This is a genomic window from Methylobacterium sp. WL120 (assembly GCF_008039465.1).
In the GTDB taxonomy this organism is placed as follows: Bacteria; Pseudomonadota; Alphaproteobacteria; order Rhizobiales; family Beijerinckiaceae; genus Methylobacterium; species Methylobacterium cerastii.
On sequence record NZ_VRUT01000017.1, the window covers coordinates 22,595 to 46,006 of the forward strand.

21 protein-coding genes and 1 tRNA gene are annotated in these 23,412 nt (G+C 68.7%); 1 reads left to right on the forward strand and 21 read right to left on the reverse strand.

Annotation, left to right across the window (positions count from 1 at the left end; translation table 11 throughout):
- Positions 1-11 precede the first annotated feature (11 nt).
- The 20 genes from FV229_RS05700 to FV229_RS05795 all read right to left on the reverse strand — a co-directional run bounded on the left by FV229_RS05700 (position 12) and on the right by FV229_RS05795 (position 22,062).
- The gene (locus tag FV229_RS05700) at positions 12-1,334 is read right to left on the reverse strand and encodes a lipoprotein-releasing ABC transporter permease subunit (protein ID WP_147751034.1); all 1,323 of its coding nucleotides are present in this window, start codon (positions 1,332-1,334) and stop codon (positions 12-14) included.
- Between the two features lie 7 nt (positions 1,335-1,341).
- Positions 1,342-2,667, reverse strand: a complete 1,326-nt coding sequence (proS, locus tag FV229_RS05705) for a proline--tRNA ligase (protein ID WP_147751035.1) — start codon at positions 2,665-2,667, stop codon at positions 1,342-1,344.
- Positions 2,668-3,201: 534 nt separating this feature from the next.
- The gene (locus FV229_RS05710; RefSeq protein ID WP_147751052.1) at positions 3,202-3,546 is read right to left on the reverse strand and encodes a DUF1467 family protein; all 345 of its coding nucleotides are present in this window, start codon (positions 3,544-3,546) and stop codon (positions 3,202-3,204) included.
- Positions 3,543-3,947 (reverse strand): methylmalonyl-CoA epimerase, encoded by a 405-nt coding sequence (gene mce, locus FV229_RS05715; protein WP_147726100.1) that lies wholly within the window; start codon positions 3,945-3,947, stop codon positions 3,543-3,545. Before mce ends, FV229_RS05710 begins: the two co-directional genes overlap by 4 nt.
- A gap of 173 nt (positions 3,948-4,120) precedes the next feature.
- Positions 4,121-5,794, reverse strand: coding sequence for a ribonuclease J (locus FV229_RS05720; RefSeq protein ID WP_147751036.1), 1,674 nt, complete (start codon positions 5,792-5,794; stop codon positions 4,121-4,123).
- Positions 5,795-5,810: 16 nt separating this feature from the next.
- On the reverse strand, positions 5,811-6,599 hold the full coding sequence (locus FV229_RS05725) for a biotin--[acetyl-CoA-carboxylase] ligase (RefSeq protein WP_147751037.1): 789 nt from the start codon (positions 6,597-6,599) through the stop codon (positions 5,811-5,813).
- Between the two features lie 4 nt (positions 6,600-6,603).
- Positions 6,604-8,058 carry an NADH-quinone oxidoreductase subunit NuoN gene (nuoN, locus tag FV229_RS05730; RefSeq protein WP_147751038.1) on the reverse strand — a complete coding sequence of 485 codons (1,455 nt, stop codon included), beginning with the start codon at positions 8,056-8,058 and terminating at the stop codon, positions 6,604-6,606.
- Between the two features lie 14 nt (positions 8,059-8,072).
- Complete coding sequence (locus FV229_RS05735) at positions 8,073-9,593, reverse strand: NADH-quinone oxidoreductase subunit M (protein WP_147751039.1); 1,521 nt, start codon at positions 9,591-9,593, stop codon at positions 8,073-8,075.
- A gap of 188 nt (positions 9,594-9,781) precedes the next feature.
- A complete protein-coding gene (nuoL, locus tag FV229_RS05740) occupies positions 9,782-11,893 on the reverse strand; it encodes an NADH-quinone oxidoreductase subunit L (RefSeq protein ID WP_147751040.1) in 2,112 nt (703 codons plus the stop codon).
- Between the two features lie 62 nt (positions 11,894-11,955).
- Complete coding sequence (gene nuoK, locus FV229_RS05745) at positions 11,956-12,261, reverse strand: NADH-quinone oxidoreductase subunit NuoK (protein ID WP_147751041.1); 306 nt, start codon at positions 12,259-12,261, stop codon at positions 11,956-11,958.
- A 55-nt stretch (positions 12,262-12,316) separates the two neighbouring features.
- Complete coding sequence (locus tag FV229_RS05750; RefSeq protein ID WP_147726107.1) at positions 12,317-12,937, reverse strand: NADH-quinone oxidoreductase subunit J; 621 nt, start codon at positions 12,935-12,937, stop codon at positions 12,317-12,319.
- Positions 12,938-13,081: 144 nt separating this feature from the next.
- The gene (gene nuoI / locus FV229_RS05755) at positions 13,082-13,570 is read right to left on the reverse strand and encodes an NADH-quinone oxidoreductase subunit NuoI (RefSeq protein WP_147751042.1); all 489 of its coding nucleotides are present in this window, start codon (positions 13,568-13,570) and stop codon (positions 13,082-13,084) included.
- Positions 13,571-13,614: 44 nt separating this feature from the next.
- Positions 13,615-14,637: an NADH-quinone oxidoreductase subunit NuoH gene (gene nuoH, locus FV229_RS05760; RefSeq protein ID WP_147751043.1), complete on the reverse strand. Its 1,023-nt coding sequence runs from the start codon at positions 14,635-14,637 to the stop codon at positions 13,615-13,617.
- A gap of 9 nt (positions 14,638-14,646) precedes the next feature.
- Positions 14,647-16,719, reverse strand: coding sequence for an NADH-quinone oxidoreductase subunit NuoG (gene nuoG, locus FV229_RS05765; RefSeq protein WP_147751044.1), 2,073 nt, complete (start codon positions 16,717-16,719; stop codon positions 14,647-14,649).
- Positions 16,720-16,754: 35 nt separating this feature from the next.
- Positions 16,755-18,056, reverse strand: a complete 1,302-nt coding sequence (gene nuoF / locus FV229_RS05770; RefSeq protein ID WP_147726111.1) for an NADH-quinone oxidoreductase subunit NuoF — start codon at positions 18,054-18,056, stop codon at positions 16,755-16,757.
- Positions 18,057-18,075: 19 nt separating this feature from the next.
- Entirely contained in the window at positions 18,076-19,185 is a 1,110-nt protein-coding gene (gene nuoE, locus FV229_RS05775) for an NADH-quinone oxidoreductase subunit NuoE (RefSeq protein ID WP_147751045.1), read from the reverse strand.
- 21 nt (positions 19,186-19,206) lie between these two features.
- Complete coding sequence (locus tag FV229_RS05780; RefSeq protein ID WP_147751046.1) at positions 19,207-20,397, reverse strand: NADH-quinone oxidoreductase subunit D; 1,191 nt, start codon at positions 20,395-20,397, stop codon at positions 19,207-19,209.
- A gap of 15 nt (positions 20,398-20,412) precedes the next feature.
- On the reverse strand, positions 20,413-21,060 hold the full coding sequence (locus FV229_RS05785; protein ID WP_147751047.1) for an NADH-quinone oxidoreductase subunit C: 648 nt from the start codon (positions 21,058-21,060) through the stop codon (positions 20,413-20,415).
- Positions 21,061-21,069: 9 nt separating this feature from the next.
- Complete coding sequence (locus FV229_RS05790; protein WP_147728470.1) at positions 21,070-21,657, reverse strand: NADH-quinone oxidoreductase subunit B; 588 nt, start codon at positions 21,655-21,657, stop codon at positions 21,070-21,072.
- Positions 21,658-21,696: 39 nt separating this feature from the next.
- Positions 21,697-22,062 carry an NADH-quinone oxidoreductase subunit A gene (locus FV229_RS05795; protein ID WP_147728471.1) on the reverse strand — a complete coding sequence of 122 codons (366 nt, stop codon included), beginning with the start codon at positions 22,060-22,062 and terminating at the stop codon, positions 21,697-21,699.
- 359 nt (positions 22,063-22,421) lie between these two features.
- On the opposite strand from FV229_RS05795, the gene FV229_RS05800 reads away from it, so the two are divergent.
- A tRNA-Asp gene (locus FV229_RS05800) sits at positions 22,422-22,498 on the forward strand.
- Positions 22,499-22,571: 73 nt separating this feature from the next.
- Here FV229_RS05800 and FV229_RS05805 read toward each other — a convergent pair.
- Positions 22,572-23,412 (reverse strand): ATP-binding protein (locus FV229_RS05805; protein ID WP_246688066.1); only part of this gene is annotated, 841 nt, incomplete at its 5' end.

Consider the following 23,412-nt stretch of genomic DNA (forward strand, 5'->3'; position numbering starts at 1 on the left):
GGGAATGCCGCTCAGCCGTAGCGCAGCGCCTGCACCGGATCGAGCCGGGCCGCGCGCCAGGAGGGATAGACCGTCGCGGCGAGCGCGAGCAGGAACGAGGTCAGCACCACGACCGTGATCTCGGTGGGGTTCATCTCGGCGGGGATCTCGGCGAGGAACCGCACCGTCGGGTCCCAGGCTCCGGGAAACAGCACCCGCTGGATCGGCTTGATGTTCAAGGTGATCAGGATGCCGAGCCCGAGGCCCGACAGCGTGCCGACGAGGCCGATCAGCGCGCCGTTGATCAGGAACACGCGCATTACCGTGCCCGGCGTCGCGCCCATGGTGCGCAGAATCGCGATGTCGCTCGACTTGTCACGCACCAGCAGGATCAGGCCGGAGACGATGTTGAGCGTCGCCACCACGACGATGAGGCTCAGGATCAGGAACATCACGTTGCGCTCGACCTCGAGCGCCCCGAAGAAAGTGCGGTTGCGCTGGCGCCAGTCGGTGAGCAGCACCGGCCGCTCGGCCGCCATCTCCAGCGGCTCGCGCATGGCGGCGACCGCGTCGGGGTTGTCGATGTAGATCTCGATCAGGCTGACGTCGCCCTCGCGGTTGAAGAACGCCTGCGATTCGGAGAGCGGCATGAACACGAAGGTCGAATCGAACTCGGTCATGCCGATCTCGAAGATCGCCTTCACATTGTAGCTCTTAGTCCGCGGCGCGGTGCCGAAGGCCGTGGTCGCCCCCTTCGGCGTCGAGAGGGTGATGGTGTCGCCGGCCTGGATCGCCAGGCTGTCGGCGAGCCGGCGGCCGATCAGCACGCCCGAGCCGTCGTCGAAGCCCTCCAGCGTGCCGCCGCGCAGGGATTTCGAGATGCCGCCGATCGCCCCGAGGTCGTCGCCGCGCACGCCGCGGACCAGCACGCCGCTGCCGCCGTAGGGCGAGGAAGCGAAGGCCTGGCCCTCGACCAGCGGGATCGCGGCGCGCACCCCCGCCACCTTCGAGAGCCGCTCGGACAGGTCGGCGAAGTCGGTGAAGGTGCGGTCGATCGGGGTGACGAAGATGTGGCCGTTGATGCCGACGATCTTCGACAGCAGCTCGGTGCGGAAGCCGTTCATCACGGAGAGCACGATGATCAGCGTCGCGACGCCGAGCGCGATGCCCAGCACCGAGAAGAACGCCACCACCGAGACGCCGCCGCCCCGGCGCCGCGCGCGGAGGTAGCGGCCGGCGATGATCCACTCGAAGGCGGCGAACGGCGCGGTCGCGCCGCCGCGCGACGCCGGCTTGGCACCCGGCTTGGCGTCCGGTTTGCGCGGGCTCGCCCCGGTTTCGGCTGCGACCGCCATGGGAGCCTCAGGCACGCCGGATGCGCGCGATCAGGTCCACCGCCGCCAGGGTCTCGCGCTCGCCGCCGGCGCGGCGCTTCAGCTCGACCTTGCCCTCGGCCAGGCTTTTCGGGCCGACCACCACCTGCCAGGGCAGGCCGATCAGGTCGGCGGTGGCGAACTTGGCGCCCGGCCGCTCGTCGCGGTCGTCGTAGAGCACGCTGAGGCCGGCGGCCTCCAGCGTCGCCTGGATCTCGGCGCAGGCGGCGTCGGTGCCGGCGTCGCCGACCTTGAGGTTGATCAAAGCCACGTCGAACGGCGCGACAGCATCGGGCCAGACGATGCCGGCCTCGTCGTGCGAGGCCTCGATGATCGCGGCGACGAGACGGCTCGGGCCGATGCCGTAGGAGCCCATGTGGACCGGGCGCTCGATCCCGTCCGGGCCGGCGACCTTGGCGCCCATCGGCTCGGAATACTTCGTGCCGAAGTAGAAGATGTGCCCGACCTCGATGCCGCGGGCCGACATGCGGTTCTCCTCCGGCACCTCGGCGAAGGCGTCGGCCTCGTGCATCTCGTCGGTGGCGGCGTAGTGCGAGGTCCAGGCGTCGACGAGGCCCTGCAGGGCGGCGACGTCCTCGAAGTCCACGGTGGCGGGCGGGATCTCGAAATCGAGGTAGGCGCGGTCGCAGAACACCTCGCTCTCGCCGGTCTGGGCCAGGATGATGAACTCGTGGCTGAGGTCGCCGCCGATCGGCCCGGTGTCGGCCCGCATCGGGATCGCCTTCAGGCCGAGCCCTGCGAAGGTGCGCAGGTAGGCGACGAACATCCGGTTGTAGGCGTGGCGCGCGCCGGCCTGGTCGAAATCGAAGGAGTAGGCGTCCTTCATCAGGAACTCGCGCGAGCGCATGGTGCCGAAGCGCGGCCGCACCTCGTCGCGGAACTTCCAGGAGATCTGATAGAGGTTCTTCGGCAGGTCCTTGTAGGAGCGCACGCTCGCGCGGAAGATCCCGGTCACGACCTCCTCGGCGGTGGGGCCGTAGAGCATCTCGCGCTCGTGCCGATCCTTGATGCGCAGCATCTCCTTGCCGTAGGCGTCGTAGCGGCCGGATTCCCGCCACGGCTCGGCCGACTGGATCGTCGGCAGCAGCAGCTCGACCGCGCCCGCGCGGTCCTGCTCGGTGCGGATCACGTCGCAGACCTTGTTCAGCACCCGCAGGCCGAGCGGCAGCCACGCATAGATGCCGGCCGATTCCTGGCGCACGAGGCCGGCGCGTAGCATCAACCGATGCGAGACGATCTCGGCTTCCTTGGGCGTCTCGCGCAAGGTCGGCAGGAAGTAGCGGGACAGACGCATGGGGCTTCTTTTGACGGTTCCGGCGGGCGGCTCGGGGCGGGCGGCGCGCACGGACGCCGATCCCGTTGCCGGGGGCACACAACACATTGCAACCGGAAAACACAAGCGGCTTGGATTTTTCGGGCCGGCCGGAGCCCGGTTTCGCCCGCGCGAGCGTCCGGCGGCGGGCCGGGAGGCCGATTCATGCGGCCTGTCGGCGAAAAAACGCAGATTTCTCTCTTCGACCCGGTGACAGGACGAAATGTTGTTCCTATAAGCGGCCCGCGATGGTTGCGAAGCCCCTTAGAGGGCACGCAAAGGTCCGGGTCTCGGGAGGAAAATCGACCGCCACGCAGTCAATGCGTAGGACAATCAAAGGTCGAACCAGATTGACTGCTAGAAAAGCAAGGCCTCAGGCCTTGCTTTTTTGTTTTGCGAGACCACCGACGAGCGCTTTCCTCTTGGCGGCATTGGCCGGGCCGCCGACGCGGACGGCATTCAGCGGGCGGCCATTACCGGCAATCCGAGCACCAGCCCGCGCAGGCGGACGTTGCGCTAGAGCCCCGTCAGCGGAAACGCGGCGAGCGCGACCAGGAAGGCCGCGCCGGCGGCGAGCGTCGTCCAGATCGCCTTCTCGCGCAGACGCGGCGCGGCGGGCGCGCCGGGGTCCTGCCCCGGCACCACCCGGGCCGGGTCGGTCTCGGCCTGGTTGCGGATCGGCAGGATCGCGAAGAGCAGCGTCCACCACACCACGAAGTAGAGGGCGCTCGCCCCGAACACCGTCAGGCGGAACTGCAGCACCGCCACCGCGACGAAGGCGGCGACGAGGACGAGCACCACGCCGAGCGTCCGCGGGGTCGAGCGCGCCACGGCCTTGAGGAATGCGTTCACCCGGATCAGACCTGCTCCAGCTCGGTCAGCGTCCCGAGGAAGTCCTTCGGGTGGAGGAACAGCACCGGCTTGCCGTGCGCGCCGATGCGGGGCTCCCCGGTGCCGAGCACGCGGGCGCCCTCGGCCTTCAGCCGGTCGCGGGCCGCGATGATGTCGTCGACCTCGTAGCAGACGTGGTGGACGCCGCCGCCCGGGTTGCGCTCGACGAAGCTCGCGATCGGCGAATCCGCGCCCAGCGGCGCCATCAGCTCGATCTTGCTGTTGGGCAATTCGACGAACACGACGGTGACGCCGTGCTCCGGCTGCGGCAGCGGCGCCGTCAGCGTCGCGCCCAGCGTCTCGCGGTAGACCTTGCACGCGGCGTCGAGGTCGCGCACCGCGATGGCGACGTGGTTGAGCCGGCCGATCATTGGTTTCTCCCGATCTTCACCGTGCCCTTCCCTCTCCCCTCTGCGGGAGAGGGCGGCCCGCGAGCTAAGTCGGGAGAGGAGAGCGACGGTGCCTGGAATGGCGTTCCCCTCTCCCGACCTTCGCTCACGCGAAGGCCACCCTCCCCCCGCTTCAGGGGGAGGGACGATCGCGATCAGACCTCGACCACCTGCACGTGGCAAGCGGGCTTCTTGCCCCAGACCTCGTTGACGGCCGAGCGCACGGCGCGGTCGACGGCCTTCTCGACGGCCTCCGAGTCGCGGCGCTTGCCCTTCGACAGGCCGGACAGCGTGCGCGAGACCGAATCGACGACGGTGTCGATCAGCGGCGCGCCGCCGCGGCCGCGGTTGGGCAGGCCGATGATGTCCACCGCCGGCTCGCCCAGCACCTCGCCGCTCTCGTCGATGGCGATCGCCACCGAGACGAGGCCGGCCTGCGCGAGCTTGCGCCGCTCGGGGATCGCGCGGTCCTTGCCGTCGATCAGGACGTTGCCGTCCTTGAACAGGCGGCCCGACTTCACGTGGTCGATGATCTCCGGCCGGCCGGGGCTCAGGCGGATCAAGGTGCCGTTGCGGGCCTTGACCACGTTGTCGACGCCGTGGGCGCGGGCGAAGCGCGCGTGCTCGTCGAGGTGCAGGGCCTCGCCGTGGACGGGAATCGCCGTCTGCGGCCGGGTCCAGGCGTACATCTCGGCCATCTCGTCCCGGCGCGGGTGGCCTGAGACGTGGACCAGCTCGGTCCGGTCGGTGATGACCTCGACGCCCTGCTCGATCAGGTCGTTGATGATCGCGCCGACCTCGCGCTCGTTGCCGGGGATGGCGCGCGAGGAGAAGATCACCTGGTCGCCCGCGGCAAGCGCGATGTCCGGGTGATCCTTACGGGAGACGCGGGCCAAAGCCGCACGCGGCTCGCCCTGCGAGCCGGTGAGCAGCGCCACGACCTTGTCGCGCGGCAGGTCGCGCCAGGAATCGGCGCGGCGGAAATCCTGCAGGCCGTCGAGGAAGCCGCATTCGCGGGCGACGTCGATCACCCGGTCCATGGCGCGGCCGACCGCGACCACCTCGCGGCCGCAGGCCTTGGCCGCCAGGGCCACGGCACGGATGCGGGCGACGTTGGAGGCGAAGGTCGTCACCGCCACGCGCTGCGGCGCGACGGCGATGAGCTTGGCGAGCGTCGCGGCGACCTCGGCCTCGCTCGGCGAGAAGCCCTCGCGGACGACGTTGGTCGAATCGCAGACGAGCGCCAGGATGCCCTCGTCGCCCATGGCGCGGAACGCCTCGGCCGAGGTCACGTCGCCGAGGATCGGCGTCGGGTCGATCTTCCAGTCGCCGGTGTGCAGCACGAGGCCGGCGGACGTCCGGATCGCCACCGCGTTCGACTCGGGGATCGAGTGCGAGACCGGCACGTAGTCGATCTCGAACGGTCCGAGCGTCACCCGGCGGCCCGGCTTGATCTCGCGCAGGTCCACCTTCGGCGCGCCCGGCTCAGACAGGCGCCGGGTCTCGAGCAGGCTTTTGGCGAAGCGGGTGGCGTAGACCGGCACCTTCAGGCGCGGCCACAGCTCGGAGATCGCGCCGATATGGTCCTCGTGCGCGTGGGTGATGAAGATCCCCAGGAGGTCCTTCTTCCGCTCCTCGATGTAGGTGAGGTCCGGGAACATGAGGTCGACGCCGGGCATCGCCTCCTCGCTCGCGAAGCCCATCCCGCAATCGACCATGATCCACTTGCGGCCCTTCTCCGGCCCGAAGCCGTAGAGGGCGGCGTTCATCCCGATCTCGCCCACGCCGCCGAGCGGCAGGAAGACGAGCTCGTCGTGTCCCGTTGTCATCAGTTCCAAATCCATCTCATGCCGCCGTCGCGGCCGTCCCAAAATGCACCTCGCCCGCCGTCACGGTTCGCCGCGTTCCGTCCGGGGCGAGGATCACGAGCCGCCCCCCCTCGTCGATGTCTTCGAAATCGCCGACCAGGGTCTCCGTGCCGCTGCGGACCGCGATGCGCGACCCGAGGCCGGAGGCCCGTGCGAGCCATCGCTCGCGAATCTCAGGGAATCCCCGCCCGCGATCCCAGATACGGGCCGCCGCGGCAAGCTTATTCGTCAGATCCGCCAGCACCATGCCGGCATCACCTGGGTATCCGAGCCCCGCGAGCGAGGCGGCGGAACTCGAAAACGCCTCGGGAACGCCTGCGACATTGACGCCGAACCCGATCGCCACCGCCCGCCTGCCGCCCGGCAGCGTCTCCGCCTCGAGCAGGATGCCGGCGAGCTTGGCGCCGCCCGCCAGCACGTCGTTCGGCCATTTCAGCCCGAACGTCCCGGCCGAGCCCGAGCCGCAGACCGCCTCCAGGGTCTCGACCAGCGCGACCCCGGCGACGAAGCCGAGGCCGGCGACCCGCTCCGGCTCGACGCCCGCCACCGGCCACAGCACGCTGGCGGTGAGGTTCCCCGGCACCGAGGCCCAGGCGTTGCCGCGCCGGCCGCGGCCGGCCTCCTGGGCGTGCGCCGCGACCCAGAGCGGGCCGGTCGCCCCGGCGCGCGCCTGGTCGAGCGCTTCGGTGTTGGTCGAGCCGAGGCGGTCGTGGACGTGAAGGCGATGCCCGACGGCGCGCGCGCCGTCGCCGAGACGGAAGTCCAAGGCCCTAGAACAGCGACTTGGCCGCCGCGCCCGCCGCCCCGACGAGCGGTGCCGGCAGCAGCCAGAACAGGATCACGACGACGCTCGACAGGGCGAGCACGATGCGCAGGCCCGGGGCCATCGCCTCGTAGGGCGCCTTGGCCTCGTCGAAGTACATGATCTTGACCACGCGGATGTAATAGTACGCCCCGACCACGCTGGTGACCACGCCGACGACGGCGAGCGCCACGAGGTTGGCCTGGATCGCGGCGGCGAAGACGTAGAACTTGCCGAAGAACCCGGCGAGGGGCGGGATGCCGGCCAGCGAGAACATCATCATCGCCAGGCAGAACGCGATCCACGGGTGGGTGCGCGAGAGGCCGGACAGGTCCTCGATCGTCTCGAACATCTCGTTCCGGCGGCGCAGGCTCAGGATGATGGCGAAGGCGCCGAGCGTCATCGCGAGGTAGATGATCATGTAGACCACCACGCCGCGGATGCCCTCCTCGGTGCCCGCCGCCAACCCGATCAGGGCGTAGCCGACGTTGCCGATCGACGAGTAGGCCATCAGGCGCTTGAGGCTGCGCTGGCCGATGGCGGCGAAGGAGCCCAGCGTCATCGAGGCGATGGCGATGAACACGATGATCTGCTGCCAGATCGCAGTGACGTCGGGGAACGCGCCGATGAAGACGCGGACCGTCATCGCCATCGCCGCCATCTTCGGAGCGGAGGCGAAGAACGCCGTCACCGGCGTCGGAGAACCCTCGTAGACGTCCGGCGTCCACATGTGGAACGGCACCGCCGCCAGCTTGAACGAGACGCCGGCCGCGACGAACACGATGCCGAGCACGATGCCGAAGCCGGCATCCTCGTGGAGCGCCGAGACGATACCGGGGAAGGACACGGTGCCGGTGAAGCCGTAGACCAGCGAGGCGCCGTAGAGCAGCATGCCGGAGGAGAGCGCGCCGAGGACGAAGTACTTAAGGCCGGCTTCGGTGGACTTCAGGTCGTCGCGGTGGAACGCGGCGATGACGTAGGCGGCGAGCGACTGCAGCTCGAGGCCGAGATAGAGCGCGATCAGGTCGTTGGCCGAGACCATGACCAGCATGCCGATCGTGCACAGCACGATCAGGATCGGGAACTCGAACCGGTCGATCTTCTCGCGCTGGAAGTAGTCGCGCGACAGCAGGATCGTCGCGGCGGAACCCAGCAGCACCAGGGCCTTCATCACCTTCGAGAAGCCGTCCTGGATGAAGCTGCCGGACAGCGTCGTCACCTTGGTGCCGGGCGCCTGCGACATCACCACGAACAGGGCGACGAGCAGCAGCGCGAGGGCGCCGACGTTGATGGTCTCGACGGAGCGCTCGCCGCGGAACGCGCCGTAGAGGATCAGCACCATCACGCCGACGCCGAGGATCAGCTCGGGCAGCAGCGGGGTGAGCGAGGGCAGGACGGTCTGCACGGTCTGGACGGTCGGCATCTCTGGCCCTGCCTTCAGCGCGCGAGGGGCAGCGCGGCGGCCGCGGTCTGCGTGTTCGAGAGGGCGGCCTTCATGCTCGTCATCAACGCCTCGGTGGAGGGGGCGAAGACGTCGAGGATCGGGGCCGGGTGGACGCCGTAGTAGATCGTCAGCGCGACGAGCGGCGCGAGGATCAGCTTTTCACGGTTGTCGAGATCGAGGATGCCCTGGAGATTGGGCTTCTCGAGCTTGCCGTAGATCACCCGCGCGTAGAGCCACAGGGCGTAGCCGGCCGACAGGATGATGCCGAAGACCGAAAAGAACGCCACCGTCGGGTTCGCCTTGAATGCGCCCATCATCGCCAGGAACTCGCCTACGAAGCCGGAGGTGCCGGGCAGGCCGACATTGGCCATGGTGAACACCATCATCGCCACGGCGTAGAGCGGCATCCGCTTCACCAGGCCGCCATAGGCCGCGATCTCGCGGGTGTGCATCCGGTCGTAGACCACGCCGACCCCGAGGAAGAGCGCGCCCGAGACGATGCCGTGCGAGATCATGAGGAACAGCGCGCCCTGGATGCCCTGCTCGTTGAGGGTGAACAGGCCGAGCGTGACGAAGCCCATATGCGCCACCGACGAGTAGGCGATGAGCTTCTTGATGTCGGTCTGCATCAAGGCGGTGAGCGAGGTGAAGATGATCGCGATCACCGACAGCGCGAAGACCAGCGGCGCGAAGGTGTGGCTCGCATCCGGCAGCATCGGCAGCGAGATCCGGATGAAGCCGTAGCCGCCCATCTTGAGCAGGATGCCGGCCAGGATCACCGAGCCGGCGGTGGGCGCCTCGACGTGCGCGTCGGGGAGCCAGGTGTGCACCGGCCACATCGGCATCTTCACCGCGAAGCTCGCGAAGAAGGCCAGCCACAGCCACCATTGCATGCCCACGGGGAAGCGGGTCTGCAACAGGGTCGGGATGTCGGTGGTGCCGGCCTGCCAGTACATCGCCATGATGGCGAGCAGCATCAGCACCGAGCCGAGCAGGGTGTAGAGGAAGAACTTGAAGCTGGCGTAGATGCGCCGCTTGCCGCCCCAGATGCCGATGATGAGGAACATCGGGATCAGGCCGGCCTCGAAGAAGAGGTAGAACAGCACCAGGTCGAGCGCCTGGAAGACGCCGATCATCGTCGTCTCGAGCACGAGGAAGGCGACGAAGTACTCCTTCACGCGGGTGCCGATCGCGTGCCACGAGGCGCCGACGCAGAACGGCATCAGGAACGTCGTCAGCAGCACGAGCGGCATTGAGAAGCCGTCGACGCCGAGCTTGAACCGGATCGTCTCGGCGAGCCACGCGTGGCTCTCGACGAGCTGGAAGCTCGCCGAGGTCGCGTCGTACCGGTTCCAGGCGACGAGCGAGAGCAGGAAGGTGACGACCGTGGTCGCGAGCGCCGCCCAGCGGGCGTTCTTCGCGACGGCCTTCTCGTCGCCCGACAAGGTCAGGATGAAGGCCGCGCCGCAGAGCGGCACGATCAGCAGGCCGGAGAGGATGCCGAGACCGAACATCTAGCGAAGGCTCCAAACGATGGGATTCGCGCTCGGACGGCACGACGCAGCCGCCTCTCCCGTGCGGGAGAGGGTTGGGGTGAGGGATGAGGACGTGCCGGAGAGGTCACGCCCCTCACCCTGTCCCTCTCCCATTGGAAGAGAGGACCCGCGCAAGGGCCGGATGCGATGCTGAGCGACGACCATCGTCAGTGCCCCCCGGGCTTCGGAAGGCCGGCCATCAGGTACCAGCTCAGGATGCCCGCGACGCCGATCAGCATCACGAAGGCGTAGTGGTAGACGTAGCCGGTCTGGAAGCGGACGACGCCGCGGGTCACGTCGACGACGCGGGCCGCGATCCCGTCCGGGCCGGCGCCGTCGATGGCGCGGCCGTCGACCTGACGCCACAGGAACAGGCCGAAATCCTTGGCCGGACGCACGAAGATCCGGTCGTAGATCTCGTCGACGTACCACTTGTTGAGCAGGAACCGGTACAGGGCCGGCTGCTGGGCGGCGAGCGCGCCCGGCAGCTTCGGCCGGCGGATGTACATGATGAAGGCCAGCACGAACCCGAGCAGCAGCATGATGAACGGCGCGTAGGAGACCAGCGCCGGCACGTGGTGGATGTCGTGCATGATGTGGTTGTCGGGCCCGTGCGCCAGGGCGTGGCCCCAGAACGCGTCCATGCCCTCGCCGATGAAGCGATCCTTGAAGATCAGGCCGGCGAACAGCGCGCCGAAGGCGAGGATGCCGAGGGGGATCGTCATCACCAGCGGGGATTCGTGTGGCGTGTGATCGCCGTGATGGCCGTGCCCGTGGTGGTCGTCGGCGACGAGGTCGCTCTTGTGCGCCGGCTCGATGTCGTGGCCGTGGTCGTCGTGCGCCACGCCCTCGGTGTGGCCCGGCGCGCCGTCGGCTTCGACGGCCTGAGACGCATGCGCGACGGCCGGCGTCGCGTGGTCGTCGTGGTGGGCGTGCGCGCCCCAGCGCGCCGGCCCCTCGAAGGTGAGGAAGAACAGGCGCCAGGAATAGAACGAGGTGAAGAACGCCGCGATCACGGTCGCCATGAAGGCCAGCGTGTGCCCGGGCCGCGTCGAGGCGTAGGCCGCCTCGATGATCGCATCCTTCGAGTAGTAGCCGGCGGTGAAGGGGAAGCCGATGAGCGCCAGCGTACCGATCGCCATCATCGCGGTGGTGAACGGGATGTAGCGGCGCAAGTCGCCCATGTTCCGCATGTCCTGCTCGTGGTGCATCGCGTGGATGACCGAGCCGGCGCCGAGGAACAGCAGCGCCTTGAAGAAGGCGTGGGTGAACAGGTGGAAGATGCCGGCGGAGTACGCGCCGACGCCGAGCGCGACGAACATGTAGCCGAGCTGCGAGCAGGTCGAGTACGCGATCACGCGCTTGATGTCGTTCTGCACCAGGCCGACCGTGGCGGCGAAGAAGGCGGTGATGCCGCCGATGACCGTGACGAACACGAGGGCGTCGGGCGCGAGCTCGAACAGCGGCGACAGGCGCGCCACCATGAACACGCCGGCCGTCACCATGGTCGCGGCATGGATCAGCGCCGAGACCGGGGTCGGGCCTTCCATCGCATCCGGCAGCCAGGTGTGCAGCAGGAACTGCGCCGACTTGCCCATCGCGCCCATGAACAGCAGCAGGCAGGTCAGCGTCAGCGCGTGCCAATCCTGGCCGAGGAAGTGGAAATGCGCGTCCTTGAGCTCGTTCACCCGCGGGAAGATGCCGTCGAAGGCGACCGAGCCGAACAGCACGAAGACGAGGAAGATGCCGAGCGAGAAGCCGAAATCGCCGACGCGGTTGACGATGAAGGCCTTCATCGCGGCGGCGTTCGCCGAGGGCTTCTCGTACCAGAACCCGATCAGCAGGTAGGAGGCGAGGCCGACGCCCTCCCAGCCGAAGAACATCTGCACGAGGTTGTCGGCCGTCACCAGCATCAGCATGGCGAAGGTGAACAGCGACAGGTAGGCGAAGAAGCGCGGCCGGTGCGGATCCTCCTCCATGTAGCCGACGGAGTAGAGGTGCACGAGGGTCGAGACGGTGGTGACGACGACGAGCATCACCCGCGTCAGCGTGTCGATGCGGAAGGCCCAGTCGACGGTGAGGTCGCCGGCCGTGAACCAGGTCGCGACCTGCACCCGCGTGGCGTGGTCGCCCTCGATGAACACGCCCCAGGACAGCAGCGCCGAGAAGGCGAGGCAGGCGGTGGTGACGTACTCGCAGACCCGCGCGCCGATGAAGCGCCCGAACAGCCCTGCGATGAGGGCGCCGATGAGCGGGAAGAAGACGATCGCGTGATACATCGTGCGGTCCGGCCTCGCAGGGCGGCGGGTTTCTGGCGGAAGGGCGTCGCGGGGTGAGCCGCTCAGCCCTTCATCATGCTGATGTCCTCGACCGCGATGGAGCCGCGGTTGCGGAAGAACACCACGAGGATGGCGAGCCCGATCGCGGCCTCGGCCGCGGCGACCGTCAGCACGAACAGGGCGAAGACCTGGCCGGTGATGTCGTTCAGGTGGGTCGAGAAGGCGACGAAGTTGATGTTCACCGCGAGCAGGATCAGCTCGATCGACATCAGGATGACGATGACGTTCTTGCGGTTGATGAAGATCCCCAGCACGCCGAGCGTGAACAGGATCGCGGCGACCGTGAGGTAGTGGCTGAGGCCGATCATCGTGCTGTCTCCGCCCAGGTCTTCAGGGTCGCCCAAGCCGTCCGGGTCTCGGCCATCAGACCTCGACGCCCTGGCGGGAGGGCACCTTGCGGGTCTCGACCGCGTCGCCTTGCGTGCGCGCGTTCTGCAGCGCGATGTTCTGGCGCTTGACGCCGGGGCGATCGCGCAGGGTCAGCACGATCGCGCCGATCATCGCGACGAGCAGGATCAGGCCGGCGATCTGGAAGAAGTAGACGTATTCCGTGTAGAGCACCCGGCCGAGAATCACCGTGTTGCTGGTGTGCTCGCCCGCCGCCACGTTGCCGAGCGGCGCCTGCACCAGGCCGGGATCGATCGTCCACGAGCCGACGACGAGCAGAAGCTCGATCAGGAACACCGCGCCGATCATCGCGCCGACCGGGAGATACTGCTGGAACCCCTGCCGGAGCTGGGCGAAGTCCACGTCGAGCATCATCACGACGAACAGGAACAGCACCGCGACCGCGCCGACGTAGACGACGACGAGGATCATCGCCAGGAACTCGGCGCCCATCAGCACGAACAGGCCGGCGGCGTTCACGAAGGCGAGAATCAGGAACAGCACCGAGGCGATGGGATTGCGGGACGCGATCACCATGAAGCCCGAGGCGATGGTGAGGCCCGCGAAGAGGTAGAAGAAGGCGGCGGCTGCAGTCATGCGCTTGTCGGGATCGGCCGCCGGAGCGGCCCCTTCTGCCTCATGAGAAAACGGTCCGCAAAAACGGTCCGGACCCGGCCGGCCGTCTATAGAACCCGCTCCCGCGCCGCACAACCCGCGGCGCTGAGGGACGGGGCGGGGATGTCAGCGGTAGGGGGCGTCCATCGCGAGGTTTCGCGCGATCTCGCGCTCCCAGCGGTCGCCGTTCAGCAGCAGCTTCTCCTTGTCGTAGAGCAGCTCCTCGCGGGTCTCGACCGAGAACTCGAAGTTCGGCCCCTCGACGATGGCATCGACCGGGCAGGCCTCCTGGCACATGCCGCAATAGATGCACTTCACCATGTCGAGGTCGTAGCGGGTGGTGCGCCGCGTGCCGTCGTTGCGGCGGGGTCCCGCCTCGATGGTGATGGCCTGCGCCGGGCAGATCGCCTCGCACAGCTTGCACGCGATGCAGCGCTCCTCGCCGTTCGGATAGCGGCGCAGGGCGTGCTCGCCGCGGAAGCGCGGGCCGCGATGGCCCATCTCGAAGGGGTAGTTGATCGTCGCCTTCGGCTTGAAGAAATACTTCATCGCGAGGACGAACCCCGAGGCGAACTCCTTCAGCAGAAGGCCCTTGGCGACCTGATCGAGCTTCATGCCGCGATCTCCGATTTCTGGGTGAGGCTCAGGCGCGAATTCAATCAGGCACCTGGAGCGAGGCCGGTCAGCTTGAGCACGAAGGCGACGACCACGACCGAGGCGAGCGAGAGCGGAAGGAAGACCTTCCAGCCGAGCCGCATGAGCTGGTCGTAGCGGTAGCGCGGGACCATGGCCTTCACCATGGCGATCATGAAGAACAGGAAGCTGGCCTTCAGCGCGAACCAGATCAGCCCCGGCACCCAGGTGAAGGGCGCGAACGGGATCGGCGAGAGCCAGCCGCCGAGGAACAACACCGTGCCGAGCGCGCACATGGTCATGATCGCCACGTACTCGCCGAGCATGAACAGCAGGTACGGCGTCGAGGAGTACTCGACCATGTAGCCCGCCACGAGCTCCGATTCGGCCTCCGGCAGGTCGAAGGGGGGGCGGTTCGTCTCGGCCAGCGCAGAGATGAAGAATACCACGAACATCGGGAACAGCCACAGCCAGTACCAGCCGAGGATGCCGAGCGAGGTGTCCTGCGCGATGACGATCTTCGAGAGGTTGAGCGAGCCGGCGCAGAGCAGCACGCAGATGATGACGAAGCCGAGCGAGACCTCGTAGGAGATCATCTGCGCCGCCGAGCGGAGCGCGCCGAGGAAGGCGTATTTCGAGTTCGAGGCCCAGCCGCCCATCAGAACGCCGTACACGCCCAGGCTGGAAATCGCGAAGATGTAGGTCATGCCGACGTTGATGTCGGCGAGCGCCCAGCCCTCCGCGAGCGGGATCACGGCCCAGGCCGCGAGCGCGAGCGTCGCGAAGACCAGCGGCGCCAGCAGGAACAGCGCCTTGTTGGCGCCGGCGGGGATCACCGGCTCCTTCAGCACGAACTTCAGCAGGTCGGCGAAGGACTGGAACAGGCCGAACGGCCCGACCACGTTCGGGCCGCGGCGCAGCTGCACCGCCGCCCAGATCTTGCGGTCCGCCAGCAGCGCGTAGGCGATGAAGACGAGCAGGCACGCCAGCAGCAGGAAGCTCTTCAGCGCCAGCATCAGCACGAGGCCGACGGTTTCCCAGGGTGTCATGACGGCCCCTTACTCGGCGGCTTCGAGGGCGCGCCCGCGGGCGAGGCTCGAACATTCGGCGAGCACGCGCGAGGCGCGCGCGATCGGATTGGTGAGGTAGAAGTCGAGCACCGGCGAGGCGAAGGCGGCCTTGGCCATCGTGCCGCCGAGGCCGGCCAGGCGATCGACCGCCGCCACCGTGTCGCCCGGCTCGACGCTGCCGATGGCGGCCAGGTGCGGGTGTTCGGCGTAGAGCGCACGGCGCAGGGCCACCAGCGAATCGTAGGGCAGGCGGTGGCCGAGCACGTCGGAGAGCGCGCGCAGGATCGCCCAGTCCTCGCGGGCGTCGCCCGGCGGGAAGCCGGCGCGGTTGGCCTGCTGCACCCGGCCCTCCAGGTTGACGTAGGTCGCGCTCTTCTCGGTGTAGGCGGCGCCCGGCAGCACCACGTCGGCGCGCGAGGCGCCGCGGTCGCCGTGGGTGCCCTGGTAGATCACGAAGGCGCCGGCCCCGACCGTGCATTCGTCGGCGCCGAGGTTGAACACGACGTCGAGGGCGCCCGGCGCGATCATGCCGGAGAAGTCGAGGCCGCCCTCCCCCGGCACGAAGCCGAGGTCGAGCGCGCCGACCCGGGCGGCGGCCGTGTGCAGCACGCCGAACCCGTTCCATTCCGCCGTGACGGCGCCGACGTCCTTGGCGAGCGCCGCGGCCGCGGCGATCACGGCCGGGTCGGCGAGCGCCGCACCGCCGACGATCACCAGCGGGCGATCGGCGCCCTTCAGGATCTCGAGGAAGCTGTGCTCGCCCTTGGCCAGGGCCGCCAGGGTGTCGGTGCCGGCGCCGAGATAGGTGTGGGGATAGGTGAGGTCGGTGTCCTCGCCGATCAGGCCGACCGCGAGCGGCCCCATCCGCCAGCGCTTGCGGATGCGGACGTTGAGGAGCGACGCCTCGGTCCGCGGGTTGGCGCCGACGAGCAGTATCGCGTCCGCCGCCTCGATGCCGGGGATGGTCGGGTTGAAGACGTAGGACGCCCGACCCCAGGCCGGATCGAGCCGCTCGCCGCCCTGGCGGCAATCGAGGTTGGCCACGCCGAGCGCGGTCATCAGACCCTTGAGCGCGAAGATCTCCTCGACGCCCGCCAGATCCCCGACCAGAGCGCCGACGCGCTTGGGGTCGGCGCCCTTCACCTTGGCGGCGATCGCGGCGAAGGCCTCACCCCAGGAGGCGGGGCGCAGGCGGCCGTTCTCGCGCAGGTACGGCCGGTCGAGGCGCTGGACGCGTAGGCCGTCCACGGGATGGCGGGTCTTGTCGGAGATCCACTCCTCGTTGATGTCCTCGTTGACCCGCGGCTCGATCTGCATGACCTCGCGGCCGCGGGCGTCGACGCGGATCGCCGAGCCGACCGCATCCATCACGTCGACCGATTCGGTCTTCGACAGCTCCCAGGGGCGGATGTTGTAGCTCTGAGGCTTGGGCACGAGGGCGCCCACGGGGCAGAGGTCGGCGACGTTGCCCTGAAGCTCCGAGCCCATCGCCTGCTCGAGATAGCTCGTGATCTCCATGTCCTCGCCGCGGCCGATCGCGCCGAGGTCCGGCACGCCGGCGACCTCGGCGAGGAAGCGCACGCAGCGCGTGCAGTGGATGCAGCGGTTCATCGCCGTCCGCACCAGCGGGCCGATGTACTTTTCCTCGACCGCGCGCTTGTTCTCGCCGTAGCGGGTCGAGTCGACGCCGTAGGCCATCGCCTGGTCCTGCAGGTCGCAATGGCCGCCCTGGTCGCAGATCGGGCAATCGAGCGGGTGGTTGATGAGGAGGAACTCCATCACCCCCTCGCGCGCCTTCTTCGTCTGGCCGGAGCGCGTCAGCACCTCGGGCGGCTCGCCGTTCGGGCCGGGGCGGCAATCCTTCACCGCGTAGGCACAGGAGGCCACGGGCTTGGGCGCACCCTTCAGCTCGACCAGGCACATCCGGCAATTGCCGGCGATCGACAGCCGCTCATGGAAGCAGAAGCGCGGGATTTCCGCGCCGGCCATCTCGCAGGCCTGCAGCAGGGTGTATTCGGCGGGAACATCGACCTCGATGCCGTCGACGAGGATTTTGGTCATGCGTTCATCTCAGGACTGAGCGTCGGCAAAGGCGGTCACTCGGCGGCCATCGGCACCGCATCGGAATGCGGGTTGGCGCTGTAGCGGTCGATGCGCTTCTCGATCTCGGGGCGGAAGTGGCGGATGAGGCCTTGGATCGGCCAGGCCGCCGCGTCGCCGAGCGCGCAGATCGTGTGGCCCTCGATCTGCTTGGTGACGTCGAGCAGCATGTCGATCTCGCGCTTCTGCGCGCGCCCTTCCGCCATCCGCAGCATCACCCGCCACATCCAGCCGGTGCCCTCGCGGCAGGGCGTGCACTGGCCGCAGGACTCGTGCTTGTAGAAATACGCGATGCGGGCGATCGCCTGGACGATGTCGGTCGAGCGGTCGAGCACGATCACAGCCGCGGTGCCCAGGCCGGAGCCGAGGTTGCGCAGGGTGTCGAAGTCCATCTTGGCGTCGATGATCTGCTCGGCCGGCACCAGCGGCACCGAGGAGCCGCCGGGGATCGAGCAGAGCAGGTTGTCCCAGCCGCCGCGCATGCCGCCGCAATGCTTGTCGACGAGCTCGCGGAAGGTGATGCCTAGCTCCTCCTCGACGTTGCACGGCTTGTTGACGTGGCCGGAGACGCAGAACAGCTTGGTGCCGGTGTTGTTCTTGCCGCCGAGGCCTGCGAACCACGCGCCGCCGCGACGCAGGATCGTGCCGGCGACCGCGATCGACTCGACGTTGTTCACCGTCGTCGGGCAGCCGTAGAGGCCCATGTTCGCCGGGAACGGCGGCTTGAGCCGCGGCATGCCCTTCTTGCCCTCGAGGGATTCGAGCAGCGCCGTCTCCTCGCCGCAGATGTAGGCGCCTGCGCCGTGGTGGACGTAGATGTCGAACGGGTAGCCGTGGACGTTGTCCTGGCCGACGAGCCGGGCCGCGTAGGCTTCGTCCACCGCCCGCTGCAGCGCGTGCTTTTCGGCGACGTATTCGCCGCGGATGTAGATGTAGCAGGCATGCGCCGCCATCGCGAAGGAGGCCAGCATGCAGCCTTCGATCAGCAGGTGCGGATCGTGCCGCATGATCTCCCGGTCCTTGCAGGTGCCGGGCTCGGACTCGTCGGCGTTGACCACGAGGTAGTGCGGCCGCCCGTCCGACTTCTTGGGCATGAACGACCACTTGAGGCCGGTCGGGAAGCCGGCGCCGCCGCGGCCGCGCAGACCCGAGGCCTTCATCTCGTCGATGATCCAGTCACGGCCCATCTCGAGGAGGAATTTGGTGCCGTCCCACGCGCCGCGCTTCTGCGCGGCCTCGAGGCCGGGCGAGTGCAACCCGTAGAGGTTGGTGAAGATGCGATCCTGATCGGCCAGCATGGCTTTGGCTTTCCGTGTCTCAGGTGGCCGGATCCGACTTCGCCGGCTTCGCCGAAGGCTCTGCCGGTTTCGTCGAAGGCTCGGACGGCTTCGCGGCGGGCGCGTTCTCGCTCGCGCCGGACGCCTCCGGCTGCGGCGGCACCGCATCGCGCGGCAGGTCCGACTGCGCCCCCGCCTCTGCGCCCGCAGGCTCGCCCTCCGCCACGCGCTTGGCCGGCGAATCCAGCACGTCGGCGTCGCCCGGGCGGGCGCTGCCGTGCTTGGCGATGGAGCGGCCGCGCTCGGCCGCGTCGGCGTGGTCGTCGGCCTTGATCGGTGCGTCGCCGCCCGCCGCACGCTGCGCCGGGGCGTCGGAGACGGGCCGCTCGACGGGGCGGCCTGCATCGGGCTTGGCGATCTTGGGCTCGGTCGCGGCGCGGGCCTCGGTCGAGGCGGCCTCGTCCTTGGCCCGGGCCTCGTCGCCCTCCGCCTTGTTCTTGTCCTCGAAGCGCTGGCGCCAGGCGCCGACGCGCGAGCCGTCGAACAGCGTCGGGTCGCTCAGCGTCGCAGCGCCGCCCTGCGGCTCCGACGAGACGCGGCCGGTCTGCGAGCCGACATTGACCGGACGGCCGGCGGCGAGGTCGTCCATCAGCGTGCCGAGGCTTTCGGGCGTCAGGTCCTCGTAGTAGTCCTGGTTGATCTGCACCATCGGCGCGTTGCAGCAGGCGCCCAGGCACTCGACTTCGAGCCAGGAGAAGTTGCCGTCGGCCGAGACGTGGCCGGCCGGCCCGAGGCGGGACTGCAGCATGCCCTTCAACTCGCGCGCGCCGCAGGAATCGCACGGCACCGTGCCGCAGAGCTGGATCCAGAACCGGCCCACGGGCTCCAGGGCGAACATCGTGTAGAAGGTCGCCACTTCGAGCACGCGGATGTGCGGCATGCCGAGCTCGTCGGCCACCGCCTCGATCGCGCGGCGCGGCAGCCAGCCGCCGTTCTGCTCCTGCGCCTTCCACAGCAGCGGGATCACGGCCGAGGCTTGGCGGCCCTCCGGGTACTTCTCGATCTGCCCCTTGGCCCAGGCGGCGTTCTCTTGCGTGAACGCGAAGCTCTCGGGCTGCTCGGAAGCGGGGGCGAGCCTGCGGTTCGACATCTCAGTTCTGGCCCTTCCAGCTCACCGGTCCACCTCGCCGAAGACGATGTCGAGCGTGCCGAGCACGCAGGACACGTCGGCGAGCAGGTGGCCGCGGCACATCCAGTCCATCGCCTGAAGGTGGGCGAATCCCGGAGCGCGAATCTTGCAGCGATACGGCTTGTTGGTGCCGTCGGAGACGAGGTAGACGCCGAACTCGCCCTTGGGCGCCTCGACGGCCGCGTAGACCTCCCCCTCGGGCACGTGGAAGCCTTCGGTGTAGAGCTTGAAGTGGTGGATGAGCGCTTCCATCGAGCGCTTCATCTCCCGGCGCGGCGGCGGCGCGAACTTGCCGTCGATCGAGGCGATCGGGCCCAGGCCCGCCGGCTCGCGCAGCTTGACGCAGCATTGCCGCATGATCTTCACGGATTCCCGCATCTCCTCCATGCGGATCACCTGGCGATCGTAGGTGTCGCCGTTCTTCCCCACGGGGATGTCGAACTCCATCTCCTCGTAGCACTCGTAGGGCTGCGACTTGCGCAGGTCCCACGGGATGCCCGAGCCGCGCACCATCGGGCCGGAGAAGCCCCAGGCCATCGCCTCGTCCACCGAGACGATGCCGATGTCGACGTTGCGCTGCTTGAAGATGCGGTTGGACATGACGAGGTCGTCGAGGTCCTGGACCACCTGCAGGAACGGGTCGCAGAACGCCTCGATGTCGTCGATCAGCGCGGGCGGCAGGTCCTGGTGGACGCCGCCGGGGCGGAAGTAGTTGGCGTGGAGCCGGGCGCCCGAGGCCCGCTCGTAGAAGATCATCAGCTTCTCGCGCTCCTCGAAGCCCCAGAGCGGGGGCGTGAGGGCGCCGACGTCCATCGCCTGCGTCGTGACATTGAGCAGGTGCGAGAGCAGGCGGCCGATCTCGCAGAACAGGGTGCGGATGAGCTGCGCGCGCCGCGGCACCTCGATGCCGGCGAGCTTCTCGATCGCCAGGCAGAAGGCGTGCTCCTGGTTCATCGGCGAGACGTAGTCGAGCCGGTCGAAGTACGGCGTGACCTGGAGGTAGGTCTTGTACTCGATCAGCTTCTCGGTGCCGCGGTGCAGCAGGCCGATATGCGGGTCGACGCGCTCGACCACCTCGCCGTCGAGCTCCAGCACCAGGCGCAGCACGCCGTGCGCCGCCGGATGCTGCGGCCCGAAGTTGATCGCGAAGTTGCGGATATTATGCTCGGTCATGGTGAGCCCTCCGCCTCAAGCCGTCTTCTTCTCGTCGCCCGGAAGCACGTATTCGGTGCCCTCCCACGGCGAGAGGAAGTCGAAGTTCCGGAATTCCTGCGTCAGCTTCACCGGCTCGTAGACCACGCGCGCCTCGTCCTGGTCGTAGCGGACCTCGACGAAGCCGGTCAGCGGGAAGTCCTTGCGCAGGGGGTGGCCCTCGAAGCCGTAATCGGTGAGCAGCCGGCGCAGGTCCGGGTGGCCCGAGAACAGGATGCCGTAGAGGTCGTAGGTCTCGCGCTCGTACCAGTTGGCCGCCGGGAACACCTCGATCACGGAGGGGACCGGCGTGACCTCGTCGGTGCGCACCTTCAACCGGATGCGGGAATTGTGGCGCAGGCTGAGCAGGTGGTAGACCACGTCGAAGCGCTGCGCGCGGCTCGGGTAGTCGGCGCCGCAGATGTCGATGAAGTTCCGGAAGGCGCAGGCCGGGTCGTCGCGCAGGAACGTCAGCGCGAACACGATGTCCGAGGCCTGGACCACCAGCGTCAGCTCGCCGAGCGCGATGGTGCGCTCGACCACCGCCGGGCCAAGCGCCCCGGCCACGTGGTCCGACAGCGCCTGCAGGGCCGCGTCGCCGGAGACGGGCTGGGTGTGGGCGAGGATCGAGATGCCGTTGGTCATCGCCTGCCCTCAGCGCTCGATCGTGCCGGTACGGCGGATCTTCTTCTGCAGCAGCAGCACGCCGTAGAGCAGCGCTTCGGCCGTCGGCGGGCAGCCCGGCACGTAGATGTCGACCGGCACGACCCGGTCGCAGCCGCGGACCACCGAATACGAGTAGTGGTAGTAGCCGCCGCCGTTGGCGCAGGAGCCCATCGAGATCACGTAGCGCGGCTCCGGCATCTGGTCGTAGACCTTGCGCAAAGCCGGGGCCATCTTGTTGGTCAGCGTGCCCGCGACGATCATCACGTCGGACTGGCGGGGCGAGCCGCGCGGGGCGAAGCCGAAGCGCTCGCAATCGTATCGCGGCATCGACATCTGCATCATCTCGACCGCGCAGCAGGCGAGCCCGAACGTCATCCACATCAGCGAGCCGGTGCGGGCCCAGTTGATCAGGTCGTCGGTGGAGGTGATCAGGAAGCCGCGGTCGGCGAGTTCCGCGCTGATCGTCAGGAAGGTCGGGTCGTCGGCACCGATCGGGCGGCCGGTGTTCGGATCGACGAGCCCCTTGGCCTGCGGCGCGATCGCCGGGGCGCGGGACAGTTCGGGGGTGAAGGCCATGGATGCCTCAGGAGCGGGCGGGCGGGGCGACGACGCGGACTAGTCCCATTCGAGGGCGCCCTTGCGCCACTCGTAGACGAAGCCGACGGTGAGGACCCCGAGGAAGGCCATCATCGACCACATGCCGAACCAGCCGAGATCCCCGAACGTGATGGCCCAGGGGAACAGGAAGGCGACTTCGAGGTCGAAGATGATGAACAAGATGGCGACGAGATAGAACCGCACGTCGAACTTCATGCGGGCGTCGTCGAAGGCGTTGAAGCCGCACTCGTAGGCCGAGAGCTTCTCCGGGTCCGGGCTCGAATAGGCCACCAGGAACGGGGCCACCAGAAGAGCCGCCGCGATGAACAGCGACACGCCGAGGAACACGATGAGCGGCAGGTAATCCGCCAGGAGACCGGTCATGCGACACCTCTCACGCGCTGGACCGCGCCGCCCTGAACTTCACCGAACGGCGATATGGAATTGCTCCAATGCCAGAGTGCGCGCGGGCCGAGGCTTAGTCGAGCCGACCCGGTGAAACAAGCCGTTTGCGCGTCGCACAATCGCGGCCTGAGACAGAGAGGTGGCGCGATGTCAGGTCTTCGCCAACACGGCAGATCGGCGCAGCCCCCCAATAGACAGATCCGGTTCGGCGACCGGAGAATCGGGGTCTGCGGACAATCGCGTCTCGCGTGGCAAGGTCACGCTTGACACTCCCTGCCCCCCCACCTAAACCCCCGCTCGTCGCCGAGGCCCACCGGGCTGTCGAGCGGATACGCCGTGCGGGCGTAGCTCAGTTGGTTAGAGTGCCGGCCTGTCACGCCGGAGGTCGCGGGTTCGAGTCCCGTCGCCCGCGCCACGTACCTTCCCGATCACATTAGTCGAACCAGCCCTCCGGCCCGACGCCGTCGAGGGCTTCTTGCGTTGGGCCCTCAGCCCGGCAGGACGAGGGTCGCGCGCAGACCGCCGAGGTCGGACCGGTCGAGGGTCAGGCCGCCGCCGTAGAGTTCGGCCAGCTCCAGGGTGATCGACAGGCCGAATCCGTTGCCCGGCACGGTCTCGTCGAGGCGCTGCCCGCGCCGGAGGACCGAGGTCGCCGCCGCCGGATCGAGGCCCACCCCGTCATCCTCGACGCCAATCGCCACCGCGCCGTCCTGCATCGCCGCCGAAACCCGGACCTCGCCGCGGCACCATTGGCAGGCGTTGTCCATCAGGTTCCCGAGCATCTCGTCGAGGTCCTGCGCCTCGCAGCTGACAGTCAGCCCTTCGGCGATCTCCATACGGACGCGCACGCCCTTGGCGGCATGCAGGCGGCCGAGGGTCGCGGCGAGATCCTGGATAGGGCTCGCCAAGCCGATCCGCCCACGGGCCGTGCCTTCGAGCGCCGCCGCGCGGGCGCGGCGCAGGTGATGGCGGACCTGCCGGTCCATCGACCCGACGAGGCCGCGCAAGGTGCCGTCGGCATCGCGCCCCGGGTCGGCGAGCGCCAGGGTCAGGGTGGCGAGCGGCGTCTTGAGGCCGTGGGCGAGGTTCGCGACATGCGTGCGCGCACGCGCGAGGTTGGCGGCGTTCTGGTCGAGGAGCCCGTTGAGTTCGGCGACCAGCGGCCGGATTTCGGCCGGCTGCGCGACCGGCACCCGCTCGCGCCGCCCGGCGCGGACGTCGGCGAGGTCCGCGCGCAGGCGCTGCAGCGGCGCGAGGCCCAGGCGCACCTGCGCCAGCACCCCGCCGACGAGGCAGAGGCCGAGCACCGCGAGCGCCAGCGCCAGCGTG